This window comes from uncultured Merdimmobilis sp. (assembly GCF_902471145.1).
Classification (GTDB): Bacteria; Bacillota; Clostridia; order Oscillospirales; family Ruminococcaceae; genus Merdimmobilis; species Merdimmobilis hominis.
The window spans coordinates 1-13,257 of the sequence record NZ_CABRJC010000028.1; the positions used below are offsets into that span (position 1 = coordinate 1).

At 58.8% G+C, this 13,257-nt stretch carries 10 protein-coding genes and 1 other RNA gene; 10 read left to right on the top strand and 1 reads right to left on the bottom strand.

Features of this window, described 5'->3' with window-relative positions:
• The 3 genes from purN to purD all read left to right on the top strand — a co-directional run.
• On the top strand, positions 1–505 hold a 505-nt coding region (gene purN / locus RDQ42_RS09755; RefSeq protein ID WP_308588597.1), incomplete at its 5' end, for a phosphoribosylglycinamide formyltransferase.
• 561 nt (positions 506–1,066) lie between these two features.
• Positions 1,067–2,620: a bifunctional phosphoribosylaminoimidazolecarboxamide formyltransferase/IMP cyclohydrolase gene (purH, locus tag RDQ42_RS09760; protein WP_195254537.1), complete on the top strand. Its 1,554-nt coding sequence runs from the start codon at positions 1,067–1,069 to the stop codon at positions 2,618–2,620.
• A 76-nt stretch (positions 2,621–2,696) separates the two neighbouring features.
• On the top strand, positions 2,697–3,968 hold the full coding sequence (gene purD, locus RDQ42_RS09765; protein WP_231358335.1) for a phosphoribosylamine--glycine ligase: 1,272 nt from the start codon (positions 2,697–2,699) through the stop codon (positions 3,966–3,968).
• Between the two features lie 121 nt (positions 3,969–4,089).
• On the opposite strand, the gene serS is transcribed toward purD, so the two are convergent.
• Positions 4,090–5,370, bottom strand: coding sequence for a serine--tRNA ligase (gene serS, locus RDQ42_RS09770; RefSeq protein ID WP_054332284.1), 1,281 nt, complete (start codon positions 5,368–5,370; stop codon positions 4,090–4,092).
• Positions 5,371–6,439: 1,069 nt separating this feature from the next.
• On the opposite strand from serS, the gene RDQ42_RS09775 reads away from it, so the two are divergent.
• From RDQ42_RS09775 to recR, 7 genes are all read left to right on the top strand, one after another.
• Positions 6,440–8,092: a penicillin-binding protein 2 gene (locus RDQ42_RS09775; RefSeq protein WP_308588598.1), complete on the top strand. Its 1,653-nt coding sequence runs from the start codon at positions 6,440–6,442 to the stop codon at positions 8,090–8,092.
• A 236-nt stretch (positions 8,093–8,328) separates the two neighbouring features.
• On the top strand, positions 8,329–9,198 hold the full coding sequence (locus RDQ42_RS09780) for a DegV family protein (protein ID WP_054332286.1): 870 nt from the start codon (positions 8,329–8,331) through the stop codon (positions 9,196–9,198).
• Between the two features lie 105 nt (positions 9,199–9,303).
• Positions 9,304–9,516 (top strand): hypothetical protein, encoded by a 213-nt coding sequence (locus RDQ42_RS09785; protein WP_054332287.1) that lies wholly within the window; start codon positions 9,304–9,306, stop codon positions 9,514–9,516.
• Between the two features lie 792 nt (positions 9,517–10,308).
• Positions 10,309–10,408, top strand: an RNA gene (gene ffs / locus RDQ42_RS09790) — signal recognition particle sRNA small type.
• Positions 10,409–10,483: 75 nt separating this feature from the next.
• Positions 10,484–12,115, top strand: a complete 1,632-nt coding sequence (gene dnaX, locus RDQ42_RS09795) for a DNA polymerase III subunit gamma/tau (protein WP_231358336.1) — start codon at positions 10,484–10,486, stop codon at positions 12,113–12,115.
• Positions 12,116–12,135: 20 nt separating this feature from the next.
• Positions 12,136–12,486, top strand: a complete 351-nt coding sequence (locus tag RDQ42_RS09800; protein WP_054332289.1) for a YbaB/EbfC family nucleoid-associated protein — start codon at positions 12,136–12,138, stop codon at positions 12,484–12,486.
• A 7-nt stretch (positions 12,487–12,493) separates the two neighbouring features.
• On the top strand, positions 12,494–13,093 hold the full coding sequence (gene recR, locus RDQ42_RS09805; RefSeq protein ID WP_054332290.1) for a recombination mediator RecR: 600 nt from the start codon (positions 12,494–12,496) through the stop codon (positions 13,091–13,093).
• The last annotated feature ends 164 nt before the right edge of the window (positions 13,094–13,257 follow it).

Sequence of the window (13,257 nt, forward strand, 5' to 3'; positions counted from 1 at the left end):
GGAGATCACCCTGTGCGTCTCCTCCTCCAAGAACGCTTACGCCCTGGAGCGGGCCCGGCAAAACGGCATTGAGACCGCCATCCTCCGCCGCCGGGATTACCCCTCCCAAGAGGCGCTGGACGACGCCCTGCTGGATGTGCTGGAGGCCCATGACATCGGCCTTATCGTCCTGGCCGGGTACCTGAGCATTTTGAGCGAGCGGGTGGTGCGGGCTTACGACCGGAAGATCATCAACGTTCACCCATCCCTGATCCCTTCCTTCTGCGGGGCGGGATACTATGGGCTCAAGGTCCATGAGGCGGCCCTCGCCTACGGGGTGAAGGTCACCGGGGCCACCGTCCATTTTGTCAACGAAATCCCCGACGCGGGCAAAATCATCCTGCAAAAGGCGGTGGAGGTCCGGGAGGGGGACACCCCGGAAATCCTTCAGCGCCGGGTGATGGAAGAGGCCGAATGGCAGCTGCTGCCTCAGGCGGTGGCGATGTTCTGCCAAGGGGAGATATAGAGGGGTTGCACGCCCTCAAGCTCCTGGCCTAGGCAAGATTCCATCTTGGAATTGGTTATATGGGGCGCTGCACGCCCCCTGCACCCCGCAGGAATGAGGGGCCCTCATGCCGGCCCCTTGCACCCCCGGCACTTCCTTTTATGCGGATAAAAGGAAGCAAAACCCGCCGGGGAGACCCCGGTCCCCCTATTTGTGCGCCACAATGGGTGCGCTCGGAAGATTCCCCTTAGAGGCTCCAAACGCCTCGAGCGGGAAATCTTTCCGCTGGCGCGGATGCCCTCGCGGGGTTGCAAGAGGCCCACTTTTCAAAGTAACCCTACTCAGGAGCAGGGGGATTTTTAAGGGGGCACAGTCAGCTGGCTCTGACCGTACTGACTTCAACTGTGCCGCGAATAGTTCGGCCCCTCTTAAATGTGCTTTTTCCCTCTCTTTTTTCACACAAAAAAGAGAGCACGGGGTGCAGGGTGTGCAACGCCCTGCTAGACCACTTGCAAGATGGCAGTCTTAAAATGAAGTCTTACTTACTATGCCCGGTGGAAGGGCAAAACGGAGGAGATCGACATGGAGAAAAAAAGAAGAGCGATTTTAAGCGTTTCCGATAAAACAGGCATTGTGGAGTTTGCCAAAGCCCTGGAAGAGCTGGGGTATGAGGTGGTCTCCACCGGCGGCACCGCCCGCACCCTCCAGGAGAACGGGGTGGCGGTCACTGGCATCAGCGAGATCACCGGCTTCCCAGAGTGCTTGGACGGCCGGGTGAAAACCCTTCATCCCATGGTCCATGCGGGCATTTTGGCCATGCGGGGCAACCCCGACCACATGCGCCAGGTAGAGGAGCTGGGGGTTACCCTCATCGATGTGGTGGCCATCAACCTGTACCCTTTCAAGCAGACCATCCTGAAGCCGGATGTCACTTTGGAGGACGCCATTGAGAACATCGATATCGGCGGCCCCACCATGATCCGGGCTGCGGCGAAAAACTGGCAGGATGTGGCGGTCATCGTGGATCCCGCAGACTACGGCGCCGTCATTGAGGAGCTGAAAACCGGCGCTGTCTCCCGGGAGACAAAATTCCGCCTGGCGGCCAAGGTGTTCGAGACCACCGCGGCTTACGACGCCCTCATCTCGGGTTACCTGCGCAAACAGATGGGCGCCGGACCCTTCCCGGAGAAGTTCACCGTGACCTATGAGAAGGTTCAGGATATGCGCTACGGCGAGAACCCCCACCAGGCCGCGGCTTTCTACAAAGAGATCGGCCGGGGGGACAACGTCCTGGCAAACGCCCGCCAGCTCCACGGCAAGGAGCTCTCCTACAACAACATCAACGACGCCAACGGCGCTCTGGACACCCTCAAGGAGTTCGGCTACGAGCTGCCCTGCGCAGTGGCGGTAAAACACGCCAACCCCTGCGGCGTCGGGGTAGGGGCGACCCTCCACGAGGCGTACCTCAAAGCCTATGAGGCGGACCCGGTCTCCATCTTCGGCGGCATTGTCGCCCTCAACCGGGAGGTGGACAAGGAGACTGCAGAGGAGCTCTCCAAGATCTTCCTGGAGATTATCCTGGCCCCCAGCTTCAGCGCCGAGGCCCTGGCCATCCTGGAAAAGAAAAAGAACATCCGCCTCTTGGAGCTGCCCGGCCTGTACAAAGCCAACGGCGGTGACATGCTGGATATGAAAAAGGTGGCCGGCGGTCTGCTGGTCCAGGAACTGGACACCCAGCTCTTTGACGCTGACAACCTGAAGGTGGTCACCAAGCGGGCCCCCACCGAAGAGGAGATGCGCCAGCTGAAATTCGCCATGCGGGTGGTGAAGCACACCAAATCCAACGCCATTGTGCTGGCCAAGGACAACGCCACCGTTGGGGTGGGCCCTGGCCAGACCAACCGGATCACCGCCCTGGAGCTGGCCATCAAATACGGTGGGGAGAAGGTCAAAGGCTCGGTGATGGCCTCCGACGCATTCTTCCCCTTTGACGACTGCGTCAAGGCCGCCCAGGCAGCTGGTATCACCGCCATCATCCAGCCCGGCGGCTCGGTGCGGGATGAGGACAGCATCAAAGCCTGCGATGAGGCTGGCATCGCCATGGTGTTCACCGGCATGCGCCATTTCAAACACTAAGATCAACAACAATATCCGCCCCTGTCCGATGGATGATGGGGGCGGATATGCTGACATAGGGAAGGAGCTGTGACCCTTGCAAATTTTGGTAATTGGTTCCGGCGGCCGGGAACACGCCGTCATCAAAGCCCTGAAAAAGAGCCCCAAGGTGGACGCCCTCTACTGCTGCCCCGGCAACGGTGGCATCGCCGCCGACGCCACCTGCATCCCCATCAAGGCAACGGATATAGAGGGAGTGGTGGCTTTTGCCAAGGAAAAGGCCATCGACCTGGTGTTTGTCACCCCCGACGACCCGCTGGTGCTGGGGATGGTGGACGCCCTGGAGGAGGCGGGAATCCGGGCCTTTGGGCCGCGGAAAAACGCCGCCATCCTGGAGGGGAGCAAGGTCTTTTCCAAAAACCTGATGAAGAAATACGGCATCCCCACCGCCGCCTACGAAACCTTTGACGACCCCCAGAAGGCCATCGCCTACATTGAGAACTTTAACCGCTATCCCATCGTCATCAAGGCGGATGGGCTGGCGTTGGGCAAAGGGGTGCTCATCGCCGGGAGCTTTGGGGAGGCCAAAGAGGCAGTCAAATCCATTATGGAGGATAAAGCCTTTGGCCAAAGCGGCAACCACATTGTGGTGGAGGAGTTTTTGGAAGGGGTGGAGGTTTCGGTCCTGGCCTTTACCGATTCCAAGACGGTCTGCCCCATGCCTTCCTCCATGGACCACAAGCGGGCTTTTGACGGCGACCAGGGCCTGAACACCGGGGGGATGGGCACCATCTGCCCCAACCCCCTGTATACGCCTGCGATCGCCCAGCGCTGCCAAAAGGAGATTTTTGAGCCCACCATTGCCGCCATGGCAAAGGAGGGCCGTCCCTTCCGGGGGGTGCTGTACTTCGGCCTGATGCTCACCGAAAAAGGCCCCTATGTCATCGAGTACAACTGCCGTTTTGGAGACCCGGAGACCCAGGTGATCCTTCCCCTCCTGAAAACCGATCTGGTGGAGATCATCGAGGCGGTGGAAAAGGGGGCCCTCTCCCAGCTGGACATCCAGTGGGAGGATGCAGCCGCAGCCTGTGTCATCCTGGCCAGCGGCGGCTATCCCCAGAGCTATGAAAAAGGGCTGCCCATCTCCGGCCTGGACGCCCATGGCCAGGCGGATGGGGTGACCATCTACCACGCGGGCACCGCCCTGGCGGACGGGGGATACAAGACTGCCGGAGGCCGGGTGCTGGGGGTCACGGCGGTGGCGCCCACCCTGCGGGAGGCCTTGGATGCCGCCTATGCCGCGGCGGGGAAGATCGACTTCCCCAAAAAGCAGTTCCGCACCGACATCGGCGCCAAGGCGCTGTCCTAGGATACAACAACACCCCTTGGGGGAGCGAAGGCTCCTTCCAGGGGGTGTTGTTATGAAGTGGCCGACAAAAGAAAGAGAGGAAGCCTTTCCCCGTGGGGAGAGGCTTCCTCTTTTGGATATGCTATTTGATAAACTCTTTGCCGCCCATATACATCCGAAGGGGTTCGGGGATGCGGATGCTGCCGTCGGCCTGGAGGTTGTTCTCCAAGAAGGCGATGAGCATACGGGGCGGAGCCACCACCGTGTTGTTGAGGGTGTGGGCAAAGTAGTTGCCTTTTTCCTTGTTCCGGACCCGGATACCCAGACGGCGGGCCTGGGCGTCGCCCAGGTTGGAGCAGGAACCCACCTCGAAGTATTTCTTCTGGCGGGGGGACCAGGCCTCCACATCCAGGCTCTTGACCTTCAGGTCAGCCAGGTCGCCGGAGCAGCACTCCAGGGTGCGGACCGGGATGTCCAGGCTGCGGAAGAAGTCCACCGTGTTCTGCCACAGCTTGACAAACCACTGGGCGCTCTCGTCGGGATGGCAGACCACCACCATCTCCTGTTTTTCAAACTGATGGATGCGGTAAACGCCCCGCTCCTCGATGCCGTGGGCGCCCACCTCTTTGCGGAAACAGGGAGAATAGCTGGTCAGGGTCTGGGGCAGCTCGCTCTCCTCCAAGATGGTGTCGATGAATTTGCCGATCATCGAGTGCTCGCTGGTGCCGATGAGATAGAGGTCCTCGCCCTCGATCTTATACATCATGTTTTCCATCTCTGCAAAACTCATGACGCCGGTGACCACGTTGCTGCGGATCATGAAGGGGGGCACATAATAAGTGAAGCCCCGGTCGATCATGAAATCCCGGGCGTAGGAGAGGATGGCCGAATGGAGCCGGGCAATGTCCCCTTTCAGGTAGTAGAAGCCGTTGCCGCTGGTGCGCCGGGCGCTGTCCAGGTCGATGCCGTTCAGCCGCTCCATAATGTCGATGTGGTAGGGGACTTCAAAATCCGGGACCACCGGCTCGCCGAACTTTTCAATCTCCACATTTTCGCTGTCATCCTTGCCGATGGGAACCGAGGGGTCGATGATGTTGGGGATCACCAGCATCCGCTCCCGGATCTTGGCGGAGAGGTCGTCTTCCATAGCCTCCAGCTCTTCCATCTCCTTGGCCATGGCGGAGACTTTGGCTTTGGCTTCCTCTGCTTCCGCCTTCATCCCCTTGGCCATATAGCCGCCGATCTCTTTGCTGATGGCGTTCCGCTGGCCCCGCAGGGAATCGGCCCGTGTTTTGGCTTCCCGCAGCTTGGCGTCAAATTCCAGCACCTCATCCACCAGGGGGAGCTTCTCGTCCTGGAATTTCTTTTTGATATTCTCCTTTACAAGGTCGGGGTTGGCTCGAACCAGTTTGATATCCAGCATAGCAACTATCTCCTTTTGGTTTCATCGGACAGATGACGGCTTGGCGCCTTTTGTTTGGGGGAGTTCCGGGTACAAAAAAAGGACCCTGCCATCCCACGCGCACTGCATGGGACGGAAGAATCCGCGTTGCCACCCAAATTGCCGGAGGTCCATCAACCCCGCGGCCACTCGTTTGCGCTGTAACGGGCGCACCCTCCGGCTGTTCACCGGCAGCTCCAAAAGTGGACCAGGCCCATTCCCACCGGTTTACACCTGCCACCGGCTCTCTGCAAGGTTTGGGAACCCTTTGCTTTTTTCCTCGCTGCATCTATCCGTGTATTTGAAAGATTTTCTTTATTATATCCTTCTTTGAGATGTTTTACAACCCTTAATTCAAAAAAATGCGGTTTTTTCTGGATAGCTGTCATCCACGGAAGAATATTGGGGGGGGGAGCTCCTGGCCCCAAGGCCTCCGGTTATGCAAGCGTCCCGCCCTGCACCGGCCCTTATTCAAGATTCCATCTTGGGGTGGGCTTATGTGGGCGCGCGCCCACACGCTCGCGCAAGGGTTTTTGTGTGAAAGAAACCCTTGACGAAAAGCACATTTAAGGGGGGCCGAACTACACGCGGCACAGGAAAAGCCCGAACGGCCAACTTGTTGGCTGTGCCCCCTCAAAACTCCCCTCTGCTTAGGGCAACTACCTAGAAAAATAGGCTCTTTGCAGCGCCGCGAGGGCATCCGCATTAGCGGAAAAATCTTTCGCTCGAGGTGTGGATGAGCCTCAGGTGTGCAAGCACACCTACTAAAGATTTTCCGAGCGTTCCCATTGTGGCGCACGGATAGGGGGGACCGGGGTCTCCCCGGCGGGTTTTGCTTCCTTTTATCCGCATAAAAGGAAGTGCCGGGGGTACAAGGGGCCGGCATGAGGGCCCCTCATTCTTGCGGGGCGTGGGGGTGTGCAGTGCCCCATAAACTGAGATGTGCAAGGGCAAAGCCCTCGGAGTGAGGGTTTGGGGACAGTCTTTCCCATGCTGCATGAATCCCCCCAAGCCGTCCATACTTCCTAAAGAGAAAAAGGGGGATGAATCCATGCGGATGCACAGACGGACAGTGGGGATCTTCAGCGCTATGGTGCTGGCCATGACCTTGCTTCTCTTTCGCCTGGGGGCGATTATCCAGGGGGACGGCCTCTCCCAGGCGGCCCTGCGGCAGAGCAGCTACCTTTTGGAGGTGGGCAGCACTAGGGGGATGATCTACGACCGGAATTTCCAGCCTTTGGTGGGGGAAACGGTGGAGGCAGTGGCAGCGGTGCTCCCTGGGGAGGAGTCGGCGGCGTTAGCGGGCAAACTCTCCGGGGAGGAGAGGGAGGCCTTCACCCAAAAACTGGCCCAGCGGCTGCCGTTTTTAACCCGGCTCCCCGGTGAACTGCGCTCCTTTCCCGCCGGGCTCACCCCTATGGAGCGGATTCTCCGCTACCGGAAAAGCGGCCAGTTGGCCCCCCATGTCATCGGGTATTTGGATGGGGAAAACGGGGCGGCTGGCATCGAAAAAGCTTACGATTCCCTTTTGAAGCAATTCGGCGGGAGCCTTTGCCTGCGGTATCAGATCAATGCAGCGGGAAGCCCCATTGGCGGGGAGCTCCCCCAAGAGGTGCAGGAGGGTTATGGCCGCCCCGGCGGGGTGGTTCTCACCTTGGACAAAGAGATCCAGTCCATCGCCCAAAGCGCGGCCAAACGCTGGATAGACAAAGGGGCGGTGGTGGTGATGGACGTCCGTTCCGGGGACCTGCTGGCGGTGGTGAGCCTGCCGGATTTCGACCCAAACAACCTCTCCAAAAGCATGGCCCAAAAGGATTCCCCTTTCTTCAACCGTGCTTTCCACGGGGAATACAACGTTGGTTCCACCTTTAAGCTGGTCACTGCATCCACCGCCTTGGAACAGGGGATCAGCCGGTTTCGCACCTTCGACTGCACCGGTGCTGTGGAGGTGGAGGACGTGACCTTCCACTGCCACAAGCTCTCTGGCCACGGGGTCTTGGATATGCAGGGGGCGATGGAGTGGTCCTGTAACCCTTATTTCATCACGTTGGGTCAAATGGCCGGCGGGGAAAACATCCTCAAAAAGGCCCAAGCCATCGGGTTTGGCAGCCCTAGCCAATTGGCCCCCGGCATCGCCACAGCCTCCGGGAGCCTCCCCGCCTTGGAGGCGATGGAAAGCCCCGCTGAGGTGGCAAACCTGTCCTTTGGGCAGGGCAAACTGACCGCCACCCCGGTGCAGATTGCCCAATTGGTATCCACAGTGGCCAATGGGGGCAAGAGCGTCCATCCCAGGCTGGTCTACGGGACCACCGAAGACGGGCTCTCGATCCAGAATCAGGAGGAGGGCTACGCCCAAAACCAAGTGATTTCCCCAGCGGCGGCCAAGCGGGTCGCTCAATTTATGGTGGATACCGTGGAGTATGGAAGCGGCCAAAAAGCCAAGCCCAAAGCCGGTGGAGCCGGCGGCAAAACCGCCTCTGCCCAGACGGGCATCTATGAGGATGGAGTAGAGATTGTCCACGCCTGGTTTGCCGGTTTTTATCCGGCCGAGGAACCGCGGTACACCATCGTAGTGTTGGCTGAGGGGATGGAATCCGGCGGGGATTACGCCGCCCCTGTGTTCCAGGAGATCGCCGACGGCATCGCCGATTACAAGGGGATGGATTTCCCCCAGCCGCCGGCCTCGGAAGAAGGGGAATCATGAGGAGGGATTGCCCCCAGCCTGTGCCCCGTTCCCGTCGGCTATGGAGGGCATCGGAACCCATAGGGTTGCATTAGAGCAACCTAACAGAGGAAAGGGGTTAAAAATGGTGATTTTGAAAGAGTTGCAGGTAGATTCCACAAAAAGTTTTTTTGTTTGTATTGAATAGCTGACAAAAAAATGTTATCATTGTTACATCTTTTGAGAGTGCGATTCAAACCGGAAGGTGGAACTGATTTATGGAATATAAAAATTTTGTCATCACAGCGGATACCACCTGCGACCTGCCCCAGCGGGTGGTGGAAGAGTTGGAACTGCGGCTTCTGCCGGTGTGCTGTACCATCGGCGGAGAAGATTTTACCTCAGGCGATCCCCAGGTGCTCAAGCGGTTTTTTGACCGGCTTCGGGCGGGGGAAATGGCCACAACCAGCCAGGCGACCCCTCAGCAGGCCCAGGAATTGTTTGAACCCATTTTGAAAGAGGGCAAACAAATCCTACATATTTCCTTTTCCTCAGGGCTTTCTGGCACTGCCGGCAGTGTCCAGATAGCCGCGGGCATCCTCAATGAGCTCTATGGGGAGGACAGTGTGATCGTGGTGGATTCTCTGTGCGCTTCGGTGGGGGAGGCCCTCCTCATCCAGCGGGCCTTTGCCATGAAGGAAGAGGGAAAATCCCGGGAGGAAATCCGCCAGTGGCTGGAACAGAATAAAAATCAAGTGGTCCATCTGATTTTAGTGGACGACCTGGATCATCTATACCGGGGTGGCCGGATCAACAAAGCCACTGCGGTGGTAGGCGGCGCCTTGGGGATTAAACCCCTCCTCCACATGGATTTGGAAGGGAAGCTGAACACCTATGCAAAAGAGCGGGGACGGCGCAAAGCCCTCCAATCCATGGCCCAGGAGATGGCAAAACGCACTGGCGGCTACCAAAACCCCATCGCCTATATCTGCCATGGGGATTGCGAGGAGGACGCCAACCTCCTGGCGGATCTGGTCCATCAAAAAACCGGCGTCGGCCAGGTGATGGTCACCTCCATCGGGGCCACCATTGGAGCTCACACTGGCCCCGGCGTCATTGGCTTGGTGTTTTTAGGAAATCCCAAATAAGCCCAAAGGGCGGAGACTTGTGCGGTCTTCGCCCTTTTTTGTATGGCGTCTCTTTTGCTGGGAAAGACTAATCCCATAGATTTGATGAAATGGAGGGATTGTTTTTTGGAAAGCGGCGTTGTCATGATGGTCGCCGGTGCAGCCACCAAGGAGGCCCGGGACAAAGTGGTGGATACACTATCCAGCCTGCCAGGGGTGGAACTGGTGCAGATGTTCACCGAGACTGGGAAAATTGTAGTCTCCGGCGGGGATTTGGACCCCATGGAGCTCTCCGACCGGGTAGAGGGGCTGGGGTATACAGTGCTCCTTGCAGAATAAATAGGAGGGCCTCGCTGCTGGCCCCCAACCCCCAGGTTATGCAGGGGCTGCACCCAGCCCCATTTTCTATAGGGAAGTTTCCCTGTAACTCTGGTTTCCTGGGGCTTCCAGCCCCCGCACCCCCGGCCAGGGCCTTTTTGCACGAAAAAGGCCCTGGACCCAAAAGCGTGTTTAAGGGGGAATAGGCAAAGCTCGCGACACAGTGCAAGCCTATTCCCCCTCAAAACTCCCCCTGTGCCAAGGGTAGTCACCAAGAAAAATAGGCTTCTTACAGCGCCGCGAGGGAATCCGCGCAGCGGAAAAATCTTTCGCTCGAGGTGTGGAGAGCCTCTAAGAAAGATTTTCCGAGCGTGCCTATTGTGGCGCACAGATAGGGGGGCCGGGGTCTCCCCGGCGAGCTTTGGTTCCTTTCTCTCGCCAGAAAGGAACCACGGGGGTTTGGGGGTGTGCAACGCCCCATAATGCCCCACCCCAAGATGGAATCTTGAATAGGGATCGGATACAGGGCGCAACGCCCTGCATAACGAATTGTAAGATGGAATCTTACCCTGTTCTGGGGGTTTGGGGGCGTGCAGCGCCCCATAAATCCCAATCCCAAGATGGAATCTATAAGGGCCGGGTGCAGGGCGGAGCGCCTGCATAGCCGGGGTTTGGGCGCCGGAAGCCCTGGGGAAGTTTGAATCTTTTGTAAACTGCAAAAAAAGAGTTGAGTTTTTTTCTTTCCTATAGTATAATAAATCGTGCTAGTTGAAAACAGGCGGCAGGACAGAGTGTATGCTCGGTCATGCGGATATGCGGGTCCTGTGCGACAGTGCACCGTGAACCATGTCAGGCGGGGAACCGAGCAGCATTAAGCGGTCAGCAGTGTGTGCCCCAGGCAAATCTGTGTATCCGTATGACCGAGCATATACCCCTAATGGGGGATGTTCCTGCCTTCTTTTTTTGTGGACAGCAAGGGGGGAAGGCCATGTATCAAGCGTTATATCGAAAATACCGCCCCAAAACCTTTGAAGATGTCGTCGGGCAGGAGCATATCACCACCACCCTCAAAAACGAGATCGCGGGGGGTAAGCCTTCCCATGCCTATCTGTTCACCGGCAGCCGGGGAACCGGCAAAACCACCTGTTCCAAAATCCTGGCCAAAGCGGTCAACTGCCCCAACCAAGCGGGGGGGAACCCCTGTGGGGTGTGCGACATCTGCCGGGGGATTGAGGACGGCTCTATCCTGGATGTGGTGGAGATTGACGCCGCCAGCAACAACGGGGTGGACAACATCCGCGACCTGCGGGACGAGGCCAACTTCACCCCAGCGGTGGCAAAGTACCGGGTGTATATCATCGACGAGGCCCACATGCTCTCCACCGGGGCGTTCAACGCCCTTTTGAAGATCATGGAGGAGCCGCCGGAGCATGTCATCTTCATCCTGGCCACCACCGAGGTCCACAAGATTCCAGCCACGGTGCTCTCCCGGTGCCAGCGGTTTGACTTCAAGCGGATCAGCGGGGACGAGCTCTCCGGCCGGCTGCAATATGTGGCCCAGCAGGAGGGGTTTGCCCTGGCAGAGGACGCGGCGCTGCTCATCGCCCGGCTGTCGGATGGGGGCATGCGGGACGCCATCTCCCTTTTGGACTTGTGCTCCTCCTACAGCCACGACATCACCCTCTCCACCGTGGCGGACGCCGCCGGTGTGGTGGGGCAGGACCATCTCTTCTCCCTGGATGAGGCCATCGCCTCCCGGGACCCGGCTCAGGCTCTGGCCCAAATCGAGGCCTTGGGGGAGCGGTCGGTGGACCCGGAACGGCTCTGCGAACAGCTGATCGGCCACTTCCGGGATTTGATGATTGCCTCTTCGGTAGCCGATCCGGGGCCCCTCCTCACCTGTATGCCCAGCGAGCAGGAACAGCTGAAAACCCACGCCAAAGCTTTCCCCATGGGGGAAATCCTGTATATCCTCACCGTGCTTCAGGACTGCCTGGGCCGAATGGCCAAGACCACCCTGCGCAAAACCGAGCTGGAGATGGCAGCCATCCGGCTGTGCAGCCCCCAGCTCTCCACCCTGCCAGAGGGGATCCTCGCCCGGCTGGAGCGGTTGGAGCGGGCCCTCACCGCCGGGGCATTCCCCCAAGGTGGACAAGCGCCCGCCCCTCTTGCCAAGGAAGCTTCCGCTGCCCCCAAGGCGGCGGAGGAACCCGCCGGCGGCGGGGGAGAGGACCTGCCATCCCCGACGGCGGAAATCCCGCCGCCCCCAACCCCCAAAGAGGAGAAGGTGGCCGTCCCATTTGGCCCTTGGCAGCAGGTGCTGGAACGGCTGGAACAGCTCAACGGGGCGCTCTATGGGGCTCTTAGCGGCTCCAGTGCCTATGAGTGCGAAGGGGTGCTGCTCATCGACTGCAAAAACCCCATGTTCCTCTCCCTTATCCGGGACAATGATTATTCCCGCAAAAGCATCCGGCAGGCGGTGATGGAAGTCACCGGCCGAAAGCTCCGCTTGGGGCCTTACAAGCCGGAACAGTATCAGACAAAACCGTCACAACCCGATCCTTTGGAGGACTTTTTAAACAATCTGTCCCTGCCCCAGGAGTCGGTTGAAATATTGTAAAACATTGGAGGACTATCGATATGAAAGCAAGACTGCCCCAGGGCTATGGCAAAGCGCCGGCCAACAACATGAACAGCATGATCAAACAAGCTCAGAAAATGCAGGAAGAACTGGCCAAAAAACAGGCCGAGCTGGATGAGATGGAGTTTTCCACCACTGCAGGCGGCGGCGTTGTCACCGTGGTGATGAACGGCAAAAAAGAGATGAAATCCCTGACCATCAAACCCGAGATCGTCAACGCCGACGACATCGAGATGCTCCAGGACCTGATTATGGCCGCCACCAATGAGGCGCTGCGCACCATCGAGGAAAAAACAGCCCAGGAGATGGACAAAATCACCGGCGGACTGAACATCCCCGGCTTGATGTAACCTTCCCATGGCATACAATGTCCTGCCCTTGACCCGGCTGATTGAGCAGTTTGAACGGCTGCCGGGCATCGGCAAAAAGACGGCCCAGCGGCTGGCCTTTTATGTGCTGGGATTGCCCCAGGAAAAGGCCCAGGAGTTCGCCAACGCCATCCTGGACGCCAAGGAGAAGATCAAGCGGTGCGCGGTCTGCCAGAACCTGACCGACGAGGAGCTTTGCCCCATCTGCCGCAGCGCTGACCGGGACCGCTCCATCCTCTGTGTGGTGGAGGACCCCCGGGACGTCATTGCCTTTGAGCGCACCAAGGAGTATCACGGCCTGTACCATGTGCTCCACGGGCTCATCTCCCCCATGGACGGCATCGGCCCTGAACAGTTGACCATTAAGGAACTGCTGGCCCGCCTCCAATCCGGAGAGGTGCAGGAGGTGGTCATGGCCACCAACCCCACGGTGGAAGGGGAAGCCACCGCCATGTATGTGGCCCGGCTCCTCAAGCCCCTGGGTATCAAGGTGACCCGCCTGGCCTATGGCATCCCAGTGGGCGGCAACCTGGAATATGCCGATGAGGTGACCCTGTACCGCGCCTTGGAGGGCAGAAGCGAAATTTAAAAGGGGCTTCCTGAGGCTTTCAGACCCTAACCCCCCCATTCAAGATTCCATCTTGTGGCAGGTTTTATGGGGCGCTGCCCGCCCCCAAACCCCCGTGGTCCCTATCTAGCGAGAGAAAGGAACCAAAGCTCGCCGGGGAGACCCCGGTCCCCCTATTTGTGCGC